Below are 20,586 nucleotides of genomic sequence, written 5' to 3'. Positions count from 1 at the left end.
GGCTAGCAATTACAATGTTTACATACTTAGTATTAGAAACTGACAAAGCCACCTATGCACTATAAGGGTGGCTTTTTTTTCGGGAGGCGGCGGTTAATCGTTATGCAATGTTCCAAATGTCAATCAAAACATCAAACGAGCAATTTTTGCACAAACTGTGGTACCAAAATAAAAAAAAATGATAACAATAACCCTAGTATTATTCAGTCAAAACGTACACAACAAACTACTCAATTAAAAGAGAAGTTAGTAGATGTGAAATTCTATGTAGCTAAACACTCGCCTTATTTGAAGAACGTAATATTGAAAAGTTCTTTATACACAACAGTAATATTTGCATTTATTATACTCACTTCTTTTGCCATCTCTTTTGTCTTTAAAAGGTCACTGCTCATTCAGGATTTTACATATCGGTTCTTAACAGCCATTCTTCAAGTAAAAGATGAAGTTGCCCTAAGTATCTCATCTGAACTGAATATCAACTTTTGGAATGTGCTTGTAGCTATGCATGGAGGTACCTTTCAAGGTACTGTCGTCCATGAAGATATGGAAGCAGGGTCAGTAATGTCTACATTTACTATACACCTGCCTGTTATAGCGGTTACGATTTTACTTTTCCTCTTACTCGCAATATTTTTTAAAGGAATCAAGCGTTTCATACCCATGAAAACCAAAGACAAAGGAATGTCACTATTCCTTAGTTCCCTGTTATATCTAGTGTTCTTACTTGTTACATTAGTCCTTTTTAATCCTTCCTATACAGGGCAAGGGGCTAATTACGAGCTTTCGGTTCCATTCCTAAATCTAGCACTCTCTACTATTATCATTTATTTATTGGGTGGTTTTATCGGACTCGGCCCTTGGGAGGGGGAAGATAATGCTTCTTTTAAATTGTTATCTATTATTCATCCAATTAAAACGTTTGTCACGATTCTATTTTCTTATCAAATGCTAATCTTAATTTTAATGGTTATTACTTGGAACTTGACGAGTACAACAGGTTTATTTGGAAAATCGATTACAACAATAGCAACATTTTGGTATGAATATCGTAAGGAACCCTTATTCTATTTATTTCTTCCAAATGTTATTCTAACTGAGCAATTATATGCAATCGGTGGAAGTTGGACCGTTACAACTAGTTATCTAGCTGAATTGATACAACTAAACTATCCAGTGTCTCTTAACATTATGCAAGGTGCTAATTTAATGGTAGCGGACCTAGAGGGCGCTGATTGGTTAAACAGTTTGGAACGTGTGATTAGGTGGGTATGGCATCCATACGCTTTACTAATCACCTTTGTATTTGCGCTCGGAAAATCAGATGTAAAAGGAAATTGGCGAACGTTTATAACAAAAGTTGCCGGCGTTTGCATCATGGTGTTTGTATTATCCAAATGGATAACGATCTCTGTATCAAGCAACCTAACGAACTCAACTGAAATGATTGGATTTAACCCACTTCAAGTCGTAATAAGTACTGCCATTTTAGCAGCTATTTATTATATATCTTCCCATTTCTTATCTACAAGGTTCGTCGCAAAGAAAGTAGGTGGGCACAGTGAGTAACACACTTTTATATAGCATGATTATTACTTTAGTCATGCTCATTGGTTCACTCATGACTATTTCTATTACATTACGATTATATAACCCTAATCGTTTCGCTAAATGGTTAACAACGGGAGTAGTTACTTTATTAATAGTTGGTCTAGCTGTTGTGCAAGTAATCTTTGACCATGGGGATAACAAACACATTCCTTCTAACGAAGTGATACATTATTACAAAAATGCCGGTTTAGTTACTTCCCAAGAGTCCAATTCCTTACAAGTAAAACATAAGTGGGAAATGCAGCCCTCCCTTGAAAACAAGTACCTATATGCTCTTTCATTTATCAAACAAGGAAATGTTAAAAGAGCTAAAGTTCTATTAAATGAATTATCGGGAGAAGTTAAGCATTCAGATTATTTGACTGAAGAAATGATTGCGGACACGTTACAAATAACTGACAATCATTTTGAATCGAGTGGAACAGAAGATCATAATCCTTATGCTCTATTGGCAAGAGAACAAGCATCCTCATTTAAACAGATGATTGCAAAACATTCTCCTATACCATTCGAAGAATTAGAGTTAATCGCTAAATTTGATACTGAAATTCTTGAATATCTCAAGATTAGAAATGAAAACAAACAAGTTAATCAATTGAAGAATGAGTTCCATCATTTTATAAATGATAATCTAAAAAAGGTTGAAACATTATCTGCCATTACGAAGAAAGAGTTAGCTGAAACTTGTTACTTTTTTGGTTACCGGGAGATAAGCGAATTTTTACTAATTGATGTTATAAAAGATTATCCATCAGATAGTGAAAGTGTCTCTCTACTTAGCGAAATATATTTAAGCGGGGAATATAGACCATCAGATGAAGCTAAAACACTTCCTTATTACCAGAGAGCAGAACTTCGAACCGTACGAAACAGAATTAAGGCATTTGAAACATGGGCTATTGAAGAGGAAACGGAAGATAACGAAGTCAGTTACGAGAACATCTATGATCATCAATTAGATTTAGCTAATGAACTTGCCTATTCATTAGTTGATACTGTCAAAGAAGATGCTCCTAAGGATCCAACTCTTAATATTCGTTTATCTCGATATTATTTCAACAGTGGGGAGTATGAAAAGGCAAATGAACAAATTCAAAATTTCGTTAAGAAACAGAATCTATTAGCTCCTACTGAGCAACACCTTATTAGTTCATTGAATTATAACGAAGATCGGTTAAGTTCTTCTGAAGGAAGCTTATCATATACGGAAAGACAAAAGTATATGAAAGAGCAATATGAAGCGAAAGAGAAATTATTTAAAGCTTTACATTCTCCTAATATAAACGTTCAGCTATCAACTTCTGATAGAAGTTATCAGCACTTCTTAGCAAATGGTGTAAAAGGAAATAATAAAAACATATCAATAACATCTATTCATGGCAACGCAAATGGCGAAATTACGTTATATATCAGTACGGATGAAATAGATAAATTAAACTCCAGTAAGTTATCCATCACAGATAACGGAAAGCCAATTCAAAACTTTAATATACAAAAAATAAGTGATTTAGGTAATAATGGGCTACAACGTTCTATTGGAATGGTGATTGATGTAAGCGGTAGTATGGAGGGGAATCCACTGGAAATAGCTAAAAAGTCTAGTGCATCATTCATAGGTAATATGAAGACTTATGAAGAGACCGAACTAGTTTCATTTAATGACTCCCAACAGTTAGTTCAGTCGTTTACTACTGATAAAAATCAATTAATTGATGCAACATTAGGGTTAACTTCTAATGGTGGAACCAATATTACGGGGGCTCTCCTTTACGAAATTAATCGCCTAAAATCCAAATCTGGACATAAAGTATTGTTCATTTTATCTGATGGAGAGGATAACCAATTTTCACAAATTGAATCTCGAGCTCAAGTTATCGACGAAGCAAACCGATATGGCATTACCATTTTTGCAATTGGATTTGGAGCGGGATATGAAACCCTTTCTGAAGTAGCAGAAGAAACAGGCGGTCGTTATATTGCTACACCTAATGAAGCAACCCTTTTTACGTCATTCCAAGAAATTGCAAATTCACTTAACAATGTTTACAAAGTTACGTATCAATTAGAGTCACCAGAAAAAGGCCGTCACATTGCAAAAGTAGAATATGAAAATATTTATGATAAAAAATCATATCTACTCGGTGAAGAAGAAAGCAATGAAAATGAGGCAGCAATTCCTGCCTCTGGAGTCACAGATAATACTGATGGGGATCTGGATGAATCTAGTTCTTTTCATATATCAAGAGTAAAACCTAATACTTTATATAAAAACAACGAAAACAACTATAAGGTCACCCTTGAAGGAACAGAACTCGATAGTGTTAAAGGAATTGATATCGGTAAAGTTAAGGGAAAGATTATTGAACAAAAACAAAACGCTATTACTTTATCTTTACCTGAAAATCTCCCATTAGGAAATCACTTAATCATTGTGACAAATGATGAAGGAAAAGAAGAACAAGTTTCTTTCACACTTTCAAAACCTGGAATTAAAGACTCGGTTCAATTTGGTTGGGCGACAATATATGCAGATACTTGTGTTGATAATGGTAATTCTATCGACTGTATGGGGAATCCTAACATCGACCGTTTTATTTTTCCTCATAGCTCTAAAATGAGTTTAAAAAATCATGAAACTCTCCATTTTAATGGCATTAAGTTAAACATAAAGGGTGCTAGTTTTGATTTTGTTGAATCTCTTTTAGATACAGGTAATGGGTTTAAAATGACTAAAAATTCGAATGGAGAAACCTTTAATCTATCAAATGGCAGTACTTTGAATTTTAAAAAGTATGGTATAGAAATTGGCTCCAAAATGAAATATACGGCTAAACATGATAGAGGAGCACCCGGAACCTTAGAAGCAACTGCCGAGTTTAGTGGACTACAACCTTTACTAAAGCATACAACTTTAGAAAATTTAGATATTGTTAACAAACTTGCACCTGCTTTAGGCGGGAAATATAGTGTAGGCATTTCCTTCGGAGATGATTCAGCTAATTTCAAAGGTAAAGTAGATTTGAAGGACACCGACTTAAAGATTTTTAACTTCGGTCATGCTTTTGGTGCAATTGAGGCGGATATTATAAAAAACCGATATCAAGTCGATATGAGTTTAGATAGAATTAATCTATTTGGAAAGATTCCTTTTATTGGTTCAGCCATTGAGTCTCAAGAGTTTACATTTGGATATGAAGTTCCTTTCGGTATAAGGCTTGGAGTTACCGTTGAAGGGGATTATAAGTTAGGAACTACTGGATTAACTGCAGAAAAGGCTGGATTGATTGGTGATTTCACTTCTAAAAATGAGCAAGAGTTAATTGCAGGTATAGGTACTGTAGGAAATCGCCCTATTAAAATGCTTTTTAAGGAATTAAATAGTATAAAAATAGCAAATATTCACCTATTTGACATTGATGAAGATAAAGCGACATTAGCCTCTGTTGAGTTTAATGGAAAACTCAAAAAAATGTTTTCAAGTAGTTGGGAAGCAGAAGCAAAATTAAAGGCGTTACTTTTAGGTTTTACACTCGGAGAAGCGAATGGTCGAATTAATAAAGACTTAATCCAAAGTACCTTTACAACAGACGTAATGAACATGAAAGGAAATGTAACGATAACCTATCAGGATCCAGCCTATTGGAATCGCTTAACGATTTTTGCTTTAGGTCAAATAGAACCAGCACCACTTATTAAAGGAAATGCAAAAATAACGTTAATACCATCAAGCATACGGAATAGTGAGTTTGAAATTGTAGCAAAAGCCGGCTTTTTAAAATTGCATAAGACGCAAGACGAATATAATTTCTTTCATTAAACAATTCGGAGGGGCTTAATGTGGTCAAAAACAAAATAAAAGTACTTCTAATGATGATTCTAGGAGTACTTTTAACTCCTTCTTTCATAAGCGCTGAAGAAATAAGTAAAACTTATGATATGAAGGAATTAAAAGAGAATTTTCAATTTGAGATAAACTCTAACCATGATAACTTTGAGGTAGATATGATTTTACCAAGTGGACAAACGATATCTCATAAAGAGTTTGATTATGATGAGTATATGTATTTAGGACTATCAAATAAACGGTTCTGGGCCGTTAAAACAGCAAATCCCGGCACCTATACATTCATTATTAAATCAGAAGGGGAATCACATAATTTTAACCTTGTCACTAAAGAGGCGCTAAAAATACCTGAGATTACATGGATTGAACCGAAAAGTGGTACGATTTCAATTTCCGACGGTCAGGAGCTAAAGTTAAATTGGAACTCAGCTGGCGACTTTTATTTTGATGATGCTATAACTATTTACTTACAACAACAAAACGGGTGGCACGAATTCGAAATAGGAAAAACAAGAGTTACAAATAACGAATTAACGGTAAGACTTCCTAATTCAATACCTAGTGATAAATACAAGCTAAAAGCTAAAATAGACAATATTGTAATAGAGCAAAATGAAATAGACCCAAATATAATAATTGATTATACCAATTCAGAGTATAAAGGTGACGATCACATTCTTAAGGATATCATTATTGAAAATGGCAATTTATTTTTAGAGTTGGACGTGTCCAGAGGATTGGAATGGGATACTTTAGAATATCGGTTATACGAAACAGAAAACAATGAAGTGTTGGAATCATATGTGTCAATAGAGGATATGGAATTAGTCAATGAGACTGATGACCGTTACCTTTACCGAGGCTTAATAACGAGTATAGAAACCGACGGGAAATATAAGGGAGATTTCATCTTAAAAAAAGGAGATACCGCCTTTTCAAAACTTCATACAATACCAAGCTTTTATATTAAAAATAAAGAGTTTAAAGATGAACAGGTTAAGTTCTCGATTGATGAACCCAACACGAACGCAACTCAACTTAATGTTTCATTCTCATTTGAATTCCCGGTCAACGTTACTTTATACGATAATGATAAGCCAATATTCAATCAGACAGTTAACCCAGATAGTGAAGATGTGATCATCCCTATAGAAGAGGGGCATAGACAGATCATTGCCAAGGTTCAAGATGAATACGGAAATACGAAACTTTACTCTAAACATTTAACGATAGACCACACGTCACCACGTTTAGAAATGATTCAGCCGCTACCAACCCACAAACAGGTAAAGGGAAATTTTGCGAGTGGTTTTGTAGAGGCTGGTAGTACGTTAATCATTAATGGCGATGAGATAACCTATGAGGAAAATACTGGGTACTTTAATGTTGGGTTCAAAGGTGATATTGAAATTCTTGTAAAGGATAGCGTAGGCAATATATCCACATATACATGGGAACGAGACAAATCCAGTCTATGGATTTGGACGACTTTCATAAATCTTGTTATTATCATTTTTACTATAGTAATCGTGTTGCGAATAAAGGGAAGAAAAGTTTAGCTATAAGGGAGTTATTTAATGAGAGAAAAATTCTATTGCACTGCTGTTTCTTGGTACTTTGCACGACCATTTCTTTATGAAAAAGTATCAGATTATGATAAATCTAACCTTCCTAAAACGAATTCTACTTTATCTATTAAACTAGTCCTTTTAGGGATTTTATTTGCTATATCTGCCACGATAACAGGAAGACTTGGATTGGAAAAGATAGGGATGATATTAGCGATATTGATGTTTTTTTCTTTCTTTCTCTTTTTTATAAGGGAACGTAAAATCAAAGTAAGTATTTATAAAGATATTATTAACGCTACTGTATTACCTGAAAAAAATGATTCCCCACTCTTATATATATTACAAGATGACGGAATTTGGATTAATTATCTTAATAGCTCAGAGGGATACGGACTATTCTTAAGTTGGGATTCGATAAATAGTGGATATATAGGTCGAACAATAATAAACTATATAGCTCACTCTGAAAAATTGAAGGCTAATGGATTTGATAAATATATATTCGAAGAGTCATTTGAATTAGCAAAAGAAAATTTAGATGATTTTCCTTACGAAGTGAAAGAAAAATATAACGAACACATTTCTCTCTTTTTGCAACAAGATCACGAGCGGCCATTTCAATTGCCAATACCGAATGCATGGTTCTACAACGGTGAATATGAACGGTTTATAAACTTGCTTGTACGCCAATCCGGTATAAATGTTAAGAATTTAAGGAAGTAAACCTTATATTGAATAGCTGGTACAAAAGATTATTACTATAAAGCACTTGGATTTAATCCATCCTTTCAGGCTGTAAGAAAACCACGTTCGATATTAATAATATCGAACGTGGTTTTCTTTTGTATTGTGTATATTTTTTAACGGACTATAAGTATAGGTCCGTCACTTTCAGTTTGCTAGTTTTTCTAGATTCATGTTTCTGTGGAAAAGGAGCTTTCTCTCCCTAAAATGTATAATTTATGACAAAAGTTTTTTTACAGTCTATTAAAAAGAGGTAGTACTACCATATAAACGGGTGATTTCACCCGTTTTTCTTCGTAATCGTCAAAGCGTTATATGGTTAATACATTACCTCTTCCTCACCGGTATTAACATTTAACAAGACCTTAACTGTATATCCTTCTTCATGCTCCCCTTCATATTGGTGAACCAACACATACTCATTATTTAGAAGAGAAGGGATATATATCGTATCCTTGTATTGAAATTGAACCTCGGGATATTTCTCCTCTAAAGACTTTAAACCATCGGAATTCGTGAATTTTACATCGCTTGTAGCAAATGTAAAATGATTATAAAACGGATTGTCGGTTGACATTAATGATGCGATATTACCGGTTCTTGCATCAATGCGTAACCTGTATTCTGAATTTGTTTCAAATCCATCATTCGTAGGTTTCACATGATACGTATATACTTTCGTGTCCATATTGCTCTGATAATGATAGTTAACACCTAAATAATCAAGTCGAAATTCCTGTACTCCTAGAAGTTGATTTATATATTGGTTGGCTTTTTCCCTAATGAGATTTTCTTTCAATAGTTCTCCACGTTCGGATATGCGGTGGTTTTGAACTTCAATCAACCTACCAGTATAAGCATCCCAACTAGCATATACATAATAATCTTCACTAGCTAGCGATGTATTATATAGTCCATATCCTCTCACAATCTCTTCTTTGACGTCCGGAGTTACACTAACTTCTGCTTCTGGCATTTGAAACATTTTCCGTACATGCTTTTTTAATTCGGCTTTCGTCATAATATCTACTTCTTCAGGAAATTTTAGAAAGTTGCTATATGAATAAGCAAGGTAATCAATTTTTTGATGGATTGATTTTATTTTTTTCCCTTTAAATGGTGTAAATAGGGATGATGGGTGATAATTACGAGCATCATTCAGCTTAAGTCGTTCATCTGTTAATAACCTCGTATACTCATCAAAGTAACCTTTCATTCGATTTAGTGCTTCCTCATCTTTATATGTCCAATATCCATGCTTGTAACGTTCATGTAACGCTTCTAGAAAAAGATGATAGTTAACACTTAGATTAAATTGATAAGGATGCTGATCTAATTGATAATTCTCATAAATATTTAAATACCTTGGGATGCGACTTGTTTTCTCGTTCATATCTTCAATAAGTGAAGTTTGAAGGCGTACATCACCTTCAGTTTTCACTTGATCTAATTCAAAATTCAAATCCATAAGTGTTTGCTCTGTTCTTGATACCTCATATAACAAATTTTTTCGATTATCTACGTATTGGAAAAAACTATATACGAGAATAACCGCCACAAAAAACAAAAAAGCAAATTGTATTTTTCGTAATTTTAATTTTAATTTAATTTGTTTATCTAACTTATCAGGTGGTGTTATCGTTTCTTCTCCTTGTTTTGCTGTTATAAAATTTTCACCGGATTTATATACCTTTGTACACTGTGTACATGTTGATAAGTGCTCATCAATTGCTTTCTTTGTACTCCTATGCAAATCATCTTCTTCATATAAGACGTACATGTCTTGCACCGCTTCACATGTTAAATTCATTCTTCACCCTCCCCTTCTTGCCTTCGGTATAATGTTGTAAATGACTTCCTCGCACGGTAGATTCCAACCTTAACTTGACCTTCTGTCAATTTTAAAATTTTAGCTATTTCACCATAAGTGAACTGCTGAAAGTCTCGTAAAAGTAAAAATGTCCTTTCTTTCTCGTTCATAGTGGTTAATATTTGCTGGATCATCATTTGTTCATCAATGGCTTTATAATCATTCTGTTTATCCGATAAATCCTTTAACATTAAATCAACTTGTTCTTCCATTTGTCTTGCTTTTTTCCTTACATCATTTACGTATGTGTTATGAGCAATTTTAAACAACCATGTTTTTAACGAACTATCACCGCGAAAATGGTTCATCCCTTTAAATGCTTTAAAAAACGTTTCTTGTGTTAAGTCCTCTGCAAGGTGTGTATTGGATGTTAAGCGGAGGAAATAACGATAAATAGAATGTTTATGGTATGTATACAACTGTTCTAATGGATCTGCCATTATTTCCTCCCCCCTCTTTTCCGTCACCCTTTACAGACAAATGAAATACAAAAAAGTTACAGTCAATTTGCTTTTTTTAAAAAGAATTGTTTCTTACTTTGATTCTACCTCGAAACGTGGCGAAAAAAAGTAATTATTTCCTTTTATTTGTAATACATTTTGTCGATTGGTTCATACTTTAAATAAGTCTACATTTTAAGAGGTGGGTCTATTTATGGAAGAACAAAGTTTTACGTTCAAAGTGAACGACACAGAAGTCGAAGCAAAAAAAGACCAATCTATTTTAGAAGCAGCGCTAGAAAATAACGTTTATATTCCGGGTATATGTTCATCACAGCCTGATCTAGGTATAGGCGTGATTCAAACATGTGACACCTGCTATGTAGAAGTAAATGGTGAACTAAAACGTGCATGTTCTACAAAAGCAGAGCCAAATATGGTAGTCAACTCTGTTTCTGAAGTAGCAAAAGAAGCACAGTTAGAAGGTATGTCAAGAATCTTAAAAAATCATGAACTTTATTGCACTGTTTGCGACAACAACAATGGAAACTGTGTCGTACATAATACGGCAGAATACTTAGAGCTTGACCATCAAAAATACGAATTTAAACCAAAACCTTATCCTCCAGATAATACACACCCGTTCTACCGTTATGAGCCTGATCAGTGTATCCTTTGTGGCCTTTGCGTAGAGGCTTGTCAAGACTTACAAGTTAGTGAAGTGTTAAGTATTGACTGGGACCGGGAACAACCTCGGGTCATTTGGGATGATGATGTTCCGATTGATCAATCATCATGTGTATCATGTGGACATTGTGTAACCGTTTGTCCTTGTAATGCATTAATGGAAAAATCAATGCTTGGAAATGCCGGTTACATGACCGGTATGGATAAAAACATATTAGAGCCGATGATTGATTTAACGAAAGAGGTTGAGCCAGGTTATAACGAAATTTTTACAATTTCCAATGTTGAAGCTGCTATGCGCGAGGACCGTATTAAGAAAACGAAAACAGTATGTACATACTGTGGAGTTGGATGCAGTTTCGAAGTCTGGACAAAAGATCGGGAAATCTTAAAAGTTCAACCTGTTGAAGATGCACCTGTTAACGGCATTTCGACCTGTGTAAAAGGGAAATTTGGTTGGGATTTCGTCAATAGTGAAGAACGTCTAACGAAACCACTCATCCGTAAAGGGGATAAATTCTACGAAGCGACATGGGATGAAGCATTAACATTAATGGCAGAGAAGTTCCAAAATATAAAGGAAAAAGAAGGCCCTGATGCACTCGGGTTCATTGCTTCATCAAAATGTACGAACGAAGAAAATTATATATTTCAAAAGTTAGCCCGTTCTGTGTTTGGAACTAACAATATTGATAACTGTTCCCGCTATTGCCAAACTCCTGCATCTGCCGGGCTTATGCGGACCGTAGGTATTGGTGGAGATTCGGGAACAATGGAAGATATCGCAAATGCAGGATTAGTACTTGTAGTTGGTGCAAACCCATCAGAGTCACATCCAGTGCTTGCAACTCGTGTAAAACGTGCACACAAATTAGGAAATACTAAATTAGTTGTTTCCGATTTAAGGAAAAATGAACTGGCTGACAGAGCTGACATGTTTATCCACCCGAAGCCAGGTACAGATCTTGTTTGGCTATCAGCCATTACGAAATATTTCTTTGATCAAGGTTGGGAAGCGAAAGAATTTTTGCGTGAGCGTGTTAACAATGTAGAAGAGTTTAAGCAATCATTAGATAAATTCACTCTTCAGTATGCTGAAGATGTAACTGGTATTTCGAAAGAAACATTGATTCAATTAGCCGAATATATTCGTGACGCTGATGGAACTTGTGTCTTATGGGCTATGGGAGTTACACAACATATGGGGGGTACAGATACGAGTACAGCTATTAGTAACCTCCTGTTAGTGACTGGAAACTTCGGCAGACCTGGTGCAGGTGCATTTCCACTTCGTGGTCATAACAATGTGCAAGGAGCAAGTGATTTTGGAACAATGCCGAACTTCTTACCAGGTTATGAGCCTATTGAAGATGACGGCGTTCGGGCTCGTTACGAAGAAGCTTGGGGTACAAAACTGCCAAAAGAACCGGGATTAAATAATCACCAAATTGTAGAAGCGATTACAAACGGTCATGTAAAAGGCATGTACCTATTCGGAGAAGAAATGGCTCTTGTCGATTCGAATATTAACTACGTTCACGAAGCATTTGAAAAACTCGACTTCTTTGTTGTACAAGATGTCTTTTTCTCCAAAACAGCCCAATTTGCGGATGTTGTGTTACCAGCAGCACCGAGCCTTGAAAAAGAGGGAACGTTCACAAACACAGAAAGAAGAATTCAACGTTTCTACCAAGTGTTAGAACCGTTAGGAGATTGTAAACCGGACTGGGAAATATTCCGCGACTTTGCCAATAAATTAGGAGCAAATTGGACATATTCAAACCCTTCCGAAATTATGGAAGAAGCAGCTAAGTTAGCTCCTTCCTTTGCCGGTGTTAGATACGACCGATTAGAAGGTTTTGATAGTCAAATCTGGCCTGTGAAAGGAAACGGGGAAAGCACACCATTGCTCTATAAGGATAAGTTTAAGTTTAAAGATGGAAAAGCAAGATTATTCCCTGTAGATTGGACTGTTCCACAGGAATATGATGATGAATACGACTTACATTTAAATAATGGCCGTTTGCTTGAGCAATTCCACGAAGGGAATATGACAGACAGATCAGAGGGGATTCACCATATGGTTCCAGGCCCATGGTTAGAAGTGTCAAAAGAATTAGCTGAGGAAAGGAATCTTGAGACCGGTGCTCTCGTCCGATTACTTTCACCATATGGAAAAGTAGAAATTCGCGTACTTGTTACAGAGCGTGTAAAAGGAAAAGAGCTTTACTTGCCGATGAACTCAAGAGAAAGTGTTAGCGCCGTAAATAAGTTAACAAGTAGTTATTACGATAAAGATACCCATACACCAAACTACAAAGAAGCAAAAGTAAAAATGGAGTTACTGGAAGAATCAGGAGAAGCACCATTACCAGAGCACAACCACAGATTTGGTAATCCACAGCCACATATCGGTGTGGAAGTTGAAAAGAAATGGAAACGTCCAGATTTCACTCCAATTCCGGAGACATTAAGAAGTGAGGGTGTATACGATGGCAAAAGCGATCAAGCAAATTGAACGTACGGAAAAAACCGTCCATGAAGAAAGAGAGCAGGATTTAAATGCCATTTTAAAACAAATTGCAGATAATCGCGAAGCAATTCAAGAAACGTTAACCATTATTGAAGAACTTCACAACTCTGGTGTCCTTCCGATTATTAGAGGGTTCCTTAGAACAAGGGACAAAGTTGGAGCCATCATGATGGAAGAAATAAATCAACCAGGGATGCACAATGTCATTAAAAATAGCATGAGTATGGCTACATTGTTATCCTCTATTGATTCCGAGAAGTTAAACCAATTGTTAAATGGATTAACCCAAGGTATCGACAAAGCTACGGAAAGCACTGAAGACGATGGCAAAGTTGGCATGTGGGGGTTATTGAAATCAATGAGAGACCCTAATGTGAAAGCTTCAATGAACACGATGGTTCATTTTTTAGAAGGAATGGGAGAAGGTTTAAACAACAAAAAAGCACATTAGTCAGGTGGTGTACCATTGATTACGCATAAATTTTCAGTTCCAAACCTGAAAAAAGAAGATGAACAGAAATTAGGTGAAGCTTTACTTGATGTATGGGGTGTTCGTAACGTAAAAGTGAATACACAGACGAATGAAGTTATCATTTCTTATGACGAAGATGCTGGTGCTTTACATGATTTCCAACAAGCGATTATTGATGTCGGGTATGAGGCACATAAACTTGAAAATGAGCTGTAAAGGAGGCTTCTTGAATGGCAAGAATTTGTGAAGTTTGTGGCCGAGTAGAAGAAGGTTCTAAGGGTGAGAAACACGAACAATACGACATTCTTGATGTTTGCCCGGAATGTTCCGAACATTTAATTCATCCTACGTCAGATATAGAATAACATGAAAGGCCGGTCTTCATGACCGGCCTCATCTATGGTTATACAGTTATTAGCTTGCTGCTTTTTCTTCACGAACCGCCTTTATATCTCTCTTCATGAAGATACTTGTCACAAGAGCAGTTGCAATTAAAAAGGCGAAAATGTAAAAGGTCATACTGTAGGAGTCAGTAGCTTCCCGAAGGAAGGATACCATCATTGGTCCAACAACACCGGCCATTGCCCACGCTGTAAGCAAATATCCATGAATAGCTCCTAATTGCTTCGTACCAAATAAATCACCAATAAACGCTGGTAATGAGGCAAATCCTCCTCCGTATATTGAAACAATTAAATACATAAGGATTTGGAACATAATCGCATTCGTTGCAAAAGGTAAAATTAAAAAGGCGACGAGTTGGATTGAGAAGAACACTAAAAATACATTACCTCTTCCTATATAGTCCGATAACGTAGACCAGCCAATACGACCAGCACCATTGAATAGCCCCATTACACCTACAATGGTTGCTGCACCAATTGCTGTTAAACCAACTATCTCTTGAGCCATCGGAGATGCTACAGATATCAACATAATACCCGATGAGATGTTAATGAACATCATCCACCACAGTAAATAAAATCGTCTCGTTTTAATCGCTTCGTTAGCTGTTAATTGAGCTAAATCTGGTCGTTTTACAACTTCGCCCTCATCAGTCTTTTCTTTTGCTGCCGCGGGAGCCCAGTCTTCTGGTGGTTTCGCAATATAAGAGGCACCCAAACTCATTAATATAAAGTACGTTCCACCAAGGATATAAAACGTTGTTGGAATCCCCACTGTATCCATTAACCTTGCAGCAACAGGGCTTGCAATTAATGATCCTGCACCAAAACCGAACACAGCCATCCCGGTTGCTAAACCTCTTCGGTCAGGGAACCACTTTACTAATGTTGAAACGGGTGAAATATAACCAATCCCAAGACCAAAGCCACCGAGAACACCGTACGTAAAGTAAAATCCGATTAACGATTCCATACTAATCGCAAAACCTGTACCGATTAATCCAGCACCATATAATACTGCGGCTACAAAGGCAGAAACCCGAGGACCGCGCTTCTCAACAAAACGCCCGAAAAAAGCTGCCGAAAGGCCTAAGAAGAAAATAGCTATCGTAAAAGCTGTCGTTACCGCTGAATAATCCCAACCAAGTGATTGATTTAAAGGTGTTTGAAATACACTATAAGCGTATACTGAACCAATGGATAGATGTATGAAAACTGCTGAAACAGCAATTAACCATCGATTTTTCTTCATATCGTTCTCCTTTCTTTTTTTCTTATATCACTTATCTAACTCTTATCTTAGTAGTAACCACATTTATAGAAATTAGGCATTGATGTGCAGTCCTTCTTTTACCAAAATTGCTAAAGCTTGAATTACATGAACAAGTGACCTTTGCGTATAATAAAAAAAAAGACCAAGTCATGTGACTTAGTCTTCTTACATCATTCTCATTCTTTTATAAAGCTAATTTTCATAATAGTACATGCCAATTTTTTCTCCGGCTTCCTTAGCATGTTGACGAGCTTGTTCTACTGTTTCAGCCTTACTTAACACAACTCCCATACGACGACCAACATTTGTATTAGGTTTTCCAAAAACACGCACTTGTATATGAGGGTCAGTTAAGGCATCCCTGACTCCTGAAATTTGATAATGGTTACTTTCTTTCGCTGCTTTAATAGCTCTGCTCGATCCTGTTGAAAGAAGTTCTACTGCCGTTACCGGAAAACCTAAAACAGCTCGAACATGAAGAGCAAACTCTGACTGGTCTTGGGTTGCTAACGTGACCATCCCAGTATCATGAGGTCGAGGTGATACTTCACTAAAATACACACCTTTAGAAGTAATAAACAATTCCACACCGAATACACCATATCCTCCAAGTTCATCGGTAATTGTTTTCGCAATAAGTTCTGATTCCTTTATTTGTTTTTCGGTCATTGGATGAGGCTGCCAAGACTCGATATAGTCGCCATCTTGCTGAACATGACCGATTGGTGAACAATATGTTGTACCAGAAGAAGAACGAACCGTTAATAATGTAATTTCAGAATCAAATGAAATAAACTCCTCAACTATCACCCGACTTTGGTTACCGCGTCCATCTTGGATTGCCTCCATCCAGGAGTTTTCAGCATCTCCCGGTGTACGGCAAACGGTTTGACCTTTTCCGGATGAACTCATAATCGGTTTAATGACACAAGGTGTACCTATCTTTTTAACGGCTTCCTTTAGTTCCTCTAATGTATTCGCGAATTCATATTTAGCTGTAGGAAGACCTAATTTTTCAGCTGCTAAGCGGCGAATCCCTTCACGATCCATAGTTAATTTCGTTGCATATGCTGTCGGCACGACATTATACCCTTCACTTTCCAGTTCCAAAAGCGTATCAGTAGCAATTGCTTCAATTTCTGGCACGATGTAATCTGGCTTTTCTTGCTCGATCACTTTACGTAACTGTTGACCATTAAGCATATCAATTACATGAAAACGATGGGCAACTTGCATTGCAGGTGCTTCTTCATATCGATCCACCGCGATTGTCTCAATGCCAAATCGTTGTGCTTCAATCATGACTTCCTTCCCTAATTCCCCTGACCCTAAAAGTAGTAGTTTTTTCGCATTTGTTTGTTTTGGTGCTCCGTACATTTTATCCCCCCGTTCGGTTTACGTATATATCATAACGTCAAACCCTTTTATATCGCAACTATTTATCGTAAAACTACGAACATAATTTGCATAGTTTTGATTAAAAGTTCGTCTTTTTTAGGGCGTATGACAGATGCTTAACATTTACATAAAAAAAGATGAAGGAGTTTTCTTTAGAATATTGAAGTATTATTAGATATAATAATCGTTGGAATATTTCTTCTATTTAGAGCGTGAATACATATAGTTGAAGGAGAATTATCGATGAACCATAATATTATTTCTCGTAATAATGTAATAGTAAAAGGTAAAGGAACACAACCTATCATCTTTGCTCCTGGATTTGGCTGTGATCAAACCGTATGGCGGGATGTAGCTGCAGCGTTTGAACAAGATTATAAGGTGATCTTGTTTGACTATGTCGGGTTGGGAGAATCTGACATAACTGCATTTGACCCGGAAAAATACAGTGAACTTGTCGGATATGCTCAAGATGTTTTAGACGTATGTGAATCACTAAACGTAAAGGATGCAATATTAGTTGGTCACTCGGTGGGAAGTATGATTGGTCTTATCGCTTCATTGCGTGAACCGGATTACTTTTCCGATCTCGTCATGATTGGACCATCACCTTGTTATTTAAATGATCCACCTGAATATATGGGCGGGTTTGAAAAAGAAGACTTAGTAGGCTTAATTGAAATGATGGAAAAGAATTACATAGGATGGACGAATGTTTTTGCCGGTACATTGATGAAGAACTCTGACAAGACAAATGTAACAAAGGATTTAGAAGATCGTTTCTGCTCTACAGACCCTATTGTTGCACGTCATTTTGCCGAGGCGACTTTTTTTGCTGATAATCGGGAAGACTTACCAAAGGTAACTGTTCCATCACTCATTTTGCAATGTTCTAAGGATATTATTGCTCCTAATGTTGTAGGAGAGTACATGCATGCAAACTTGCCCAATAGTACGTTAAAATATATGAAAGCAACTGGACACTGTCCTCATATGAGTCACCCTGAGGAAACAGTACAATTAATTCGCGAATACTTATAGGATACGTCTGTTAAAACTGTTCAGTAAGAATAGGGGCCGAATTGGATGGATGAACTTTTGAATTATGCACCATGTGGATACTTAACATTAGATAACGAAGGCCATATACATACAATCAATGAAACATTACTAGACAAATTAAATTATTCGTTTGATCAGTTAAAGGGAAAACATATGAATAACATTTTGTCTGTTCCTGCCCGTTTGTTTTTTCAATTATATTTCACCCCACTTATAAACGTTGAAAAACAAGTGGAGGAAATGTATATATCACTTATATCAAGTGATGGTAAAGAGATACCCGTTCTCATAAATGCTCATCAACGAGGCAACAGTAAATCCGTTGAATGTGTTCTCATTCCAATGGAAAAGCGTAATGAATATGAAGATGAATTGTTAATAGCAAAAAAGAAAGCAGAAACTGCTTTAAAAGAAAAAGATAAAATCAATACTGAGTTACAAAATACATTGAGAACGTTAGAGGACAAGCAAGAAGAGTTAATTGCGTTAAATGAACAAAATCAAAAATTTAAACATGAAACACAAAAAGAGTTGCAGTTAGCGAAGAAGATTCAAGAAACTTCGTTAACTGCTCCCATTATTAACAAAGACATTCAAATTGAATCTTATTATAAAGCGTCAAGTGAATTATCTGGGGACTTATATGGCTTTTATCAAATTGATGACAACCGTTACGGAATCATTTTGTTAGATGTCATGGGACACGGAATTTCATCAGCTTTAGTTACAATGTCCCTTCATTCCTTATTTCAACGTCTCATTACGAGAGGTGTAACAGCAGATATTGTAATGAAGGAACTTGATAAACACTTACATACTCTGTTTCGAAATGATGAAGAAGCTTGGCATTATTGTACAGCTATTTATCTTGTTATTGATACAAAGAAGAAGGAAGTTCAATTCGTCAATGCAGGACATCCTCCTGCTATCTGGCAGGATACGAGCGGTAAACAACAAGAATTAAAAACAAAAACACCTCCTATTGGTACGATAGAAGGCATTTCTTTTGAATCGAAGTCGTTTACATACAAGCCTGGTTGTAAGTTGCTTCTTTATACAGACGGTGTCGTTGACCCTTATGATGCAAGCTTTTTACATACTATATTGAAAGAAAACCGAAACCGTTCTTTAACAAGTCTGAAGCATGAACTCATCCACACAATTCATCAAGAGGATATAAACATTGATGATGATCAATGTTTCATCTTAGTTAACTTAGATTAATACAAGTGGGAGTTTCTGATTCTCACACCAGCTCTAACACTTTTTGAAGAATTTTCGACATGTTACCGCATCCTGAAGGTTAAACTTTAACTTTTAGGGTGTTTATTTATGAAAAGTTTAATCAAATAACACTTTAGCAGCTTTAACTCTAAAAAAAGCATCTATTTCACAATTCATAGGAACCCCATCAAATAACTTCGCCTTCGATAGCTTTAATTCTGCTTTAGTGCTGTCTTTGACTATGCTTGGAATTGATACTGTGACTTCCTCCGCTTTAATTGCAAAAATAAGTGACATTCATCGTTTCGCAACTTCTGATAAACTCGCAAGATATGCAGGAATAGCCCCTATTAAATAGGGTCGGGCGGTAGAGAAATGATGAAGAAAACCAAGCAAGGAAATCGTAAGTTATATGACATCCTTTACAACTTAGCTGTGCAACAAGTACAAGTATGTAAAGGTAGTCAAATCCCTCGTAATCCTGTGTTCCATACTTACTACAATCAGAAGTTAAATGAAGGGAGATCTAAGTAGGGGCTAGTAGGGTATATTTTTTAAAGTGTACGCACTTTAAAAACACTAAAAAATTATAACCTAATGTCTGAATAGTTACCTTTAACTCTTTATCTACCTTCTTGATTTCCTGTTTTTTAAAGCGAATATCTCTTACTATGCTTTGAATGATAAAGTCTCTAGATGTCTGATATTCACGCTTTACTTCACCATCAGATTGAACAAGGGATAATATCAGTTCTGCTTTACTAGTTGAACAAGCATTGTTACTCGCTTTAAGTAGGAATGTCCGTAATCCTTCAACCGTTTGCCCCTCCAAATGTGATGGTGAAGAGTAACTCTCCCAAAAGGCTAAAGCAGTTTTTCCATCCACTTCTGAAAAGAAATCCTTGTAGCTTGGATAATGATAGTTTAATTGCATATGCAGTTGGTTTTTCAATGCTGTTTGTGCTTTCACTATCGCATTTCTTCTACCAACCAATTGAGCGATTATCCAATGAATATCTGATGGTGTAGCTTCAGGCAAATACGGTAGGTCACGTATTAAAACCCTTGCCACACATTGAGCGTCCCAACTATCATTCTTTTGTGTCATCGCATAGCTGTTCCGTTCTGCATTGGACAAAGAGGAATTAACGAATTTTACATTGTAGCCTTGTTCAATCAGATATAACGCTAAACCTCGTCCATAACCGCCCACATCTTCTAATCCAAATACAGGGGTCAACTCTTCTGTAAGATACCTATTTACATATTCTAATAAACCAGGAAAGATGGATGGCTTATTTTGAAACGTTATTTCTCCTAGCTTTTCATTCCAACAATCCATTATCACCGCTGTATGTTGAAACTTGTGTAAATCTAGTCCTATATAAATATACTTATCTCTTCTCATCAGAAAACCTCACCCCTACTTTAGATTTTAACGATTAAAGCAAGA

At 36.1% G+C, this 20,586-nt stretch carries 14 protein-coding genes and 2 pseudogenes; 11 read left to right on the top strand and 5 right to left on the bottom strand.

What is annotated here, in order from left to right; translation table 11 throughout:
* Nucleotides 1-303: 303 nt before the first annotated feature.
* From NLW78_RS10595 to NLW78_RS10580, 4 genes are read left to right on the top strand one after another with little or no spacing between them, the layout of a single operon-like run.
* Entirely contained in the window at nucleotides 304-1,569 is a 1,266-nt protein-coding gene (locus NLW78_RS10595) for a hypothetical protein (protein WP_254497110.1), read from the top strand.
* Nucleotides 1,562-5,428, top strand: a complete 3,867-nt coding sequence (locus NLW78_RS15685) for a vWA domain-containing protein (protein ID WP_254497109.1) — start codon at nucleotides 1,562-1,564, stop codon at nucleotides 5,426-5,428. Before NLW78_RS10595 ends, NLW78_RS15685 begins: the two co-directional genes overlap by 8 nt.
* Before the next feature lie 20 nt (nucleotides 5,429-5,448).
* Complete coding sequence (locus tag NLW78_RS10585) at nucleotides 5,449-7,014, top strand: hypothetical protein (RefSeq protein ID WP_254497108.1); 1,566 nt, start codon at nucleotides 5,449-5,451, stop codon at nucleotides 7,012-7,014.
* 18 nt (nucleotides 7,015-7,032) lie between these two features.
* Nucleotides 7,033-7,749, top strand: a complete 717-nt coding sequence (locus NLW78_RS10580) for a hypothetical protein (RefSeq protein ID WP_254497107.1) — start codon at nucleotides 7,033-7,035, stop codon at nucleotides 7,747-7,749.
* A gap of 340 nt (nucleotides 7,750-8,089) precedes the next feature.
* Here NLW78_RS10580 and NLW78_RS10575 read toward each other — a convergent pair whose 3' ends face one another.
* Together NLW78_RS10575 and NLW78_RS10570 are read right to left on the bottom strand one after the other, a co-directional pair.
* Complete coding sequence (locus NLW78_RS10575; RefSeq protein WP_254497106.1) at nucleotides 8,090-9,580, bottom strand: zf-HC2 domain-containing protein; 1,491 nt, start codon at nucleotides 9,578-9,580, stop codon at nucleotides 8,090-8,092.
* Complete coding sequence (locus NLW78_RS10570) at nucleotides 9,577-10,080, bottom strand: RNA polymerase sigma factor (RefSeq protein WP_254497105.1); 504 nt, start codon at nucleotides 10,078-10,080, stop codon at nucleotides 9,577-9,579. The genes NLW78_RS10575 and NLW78_RS10570 overlap by 4 nt, the downstream gene beginning before the upstream one ends.
* A gap of 214 nt (nucleotides 10,081-10,294) precedes the next feature.
* On the opposite strand from NLW78_RS10570, the gene fdhF reads away from it, so the two are divergent.
* Genes fdhF through NLW78_RS15585 form a run of 4 tightly spaced genes read left to right on the top strand, consistent with a single transcriptional unit; the run spans nucleotide 10,295 to nucleotide 14,137 of the window.
* Nucleotides 10,295-13,285 (top strand): formate dehydrogenase subunit alpha, encoded by a 2,991-nt coding sequence (fdhF, locus tag NLW78_RS10565; RefSeq protein WP_254497104.1) that lies wholly within the window; start codon nucleotides 10,295-10,297, stop codon nucleotides 13,283-13,285.
* Nucleotides 13,260-13,751, top strand: coding sequence for a helical membrane plugin domain-containing protein (locus NLW78_RS10560; RefSeq protein ID WP_254497103.1), 492 nt, complete (start codon nucleotides 13,260-13,262; stop codon nucleotides 13,749-13,751). Before fdhF ends, NLW78_RS10560 begins: the two co-directional genes overlap by 26 nt.
* A 15-nt stretch (nucleotides 13,752-13,766) precedes the next feature.
* Entirely contained in the window at nucleotides 13,767-13,988 is a 222-nt protein-coding gene (locus tag NLW78_RS10555) for a heavy-metal-associated domain-containing protein (protein ID WP_254497102.1), read from the top strand.
* A 14-nt stretch (nucleotides 13,989-14,002) separates the two neighbouring features.
* The gene (locus NLW78_RS15585) at nucleotides 14,003-14,137 is read left to right on the top strand and encodes a hypothetical protein (protein WP_302328520.1); all 135 of its coding nucleotides are present in this window, start codon (nucleotides 14,003-14,005) and stop codon (nucleotides 14,135-14,137) included.
* Between the two features lie 49 nt (nucleotides 14,138-14,186).
* On the opposite strand, the gene NLW78_RS10550 is transcribed toward NLW78_RS15585, so the two are convergent.
* Nucleotides 14,187-15,428: an L-lactate MFS transporter gene (locus NLW78_RS10550; protein ID WP_254497101.1), complete on the bottom strand. Its 1,242-nt coding sequence runs from the start codon at nucleotides 15,426-15,428 to the stop codon at nucleotides 14,187-14,189.
* A gap of 213 nt (nucleotides 15,429-15,641) precedes the next feature.
* Nucleotides 15,642-16,826: a formate-dependent phosphoribosylglycinamide formyltransferase gene (gene purT / locus NLW78_RS10545; RefSeq protein ID WP_254497100.1), complete on the bottom strand. Its 1,185-nt coding sequence runs from the start codon at nucleotides 16,824-16,826 to the stop codon at nucleotides 15,642-15,644.
* A gap of 264 nt (nucleotides 16,827-17,090) precedes the next feature.
* Between purT and NLW78_RS10540 the strand changes: the two genes are divergently transcribed.
* The 3 genes and pseudogenes from NLW78_RS10540 to NLW78_RS10530 all read left to right on the top strand — a co-directional run.
* Nucleotides 17,091-17,888 carry an alpha/beta fold hydrolase gene (locus NLW78_RS10540; protein WP_254497098.1) on the top strand — a complete coding sequence of 266 codons (798 nt, stop codon included), beginning with the start codon at nucleotides 17,091-17,093 and terminating at the stop codon, nucleotides 17,886-17,888.
* Between the two features lie 45 nt (nucleotides 17,889-17,933).
* Nucleotides 17,934-19,133, top strand: a complete 1,200-nt coding sequence (locus tag NLW78_RS10535) for a SpoIIE family protein phosphatase (protein WP_254497096.1) — start codon at nucleotides 17,934-17,936, stop codon at nucleotides 19,131-19,133.
* 238 nt (nucleotides 19,134-19,371) lie between these two features.
* A pseudogene (locus NLW78_RS10530) lies at nucleotides 19,372-19,664 on the top strand (transposase); the annotation flags it as partial.
* A 61-nt stretch (nucleotides 19,665-19,725) separates the two neighbouring features.
* Here NLW78_RS10530 and NLW78_RS10525 read toward each other — a convergent pair.
* A pseudogene (locus NLW78_RS10525) lies at nucleotides 19,726-20,541 on the bottom strand (IS110 family transposase); the annotation flags it as partial.
* Nucleotides 20,542-20,586: the final 45 nt, after the last annotated feature.

This window comes from Salirhabdus salicampi, assembly GCF_024259515.1.
Taxonomy (GTDB): Bacteria; Bacillota; Bacilli; order Bacillales; family Alkalibacillaceae; genus Salirhabdus_A; species Salirhabdus_A salicampi.
This window is presented reverse-complemented; position numbering and strand designations above follow the sequence as displayed.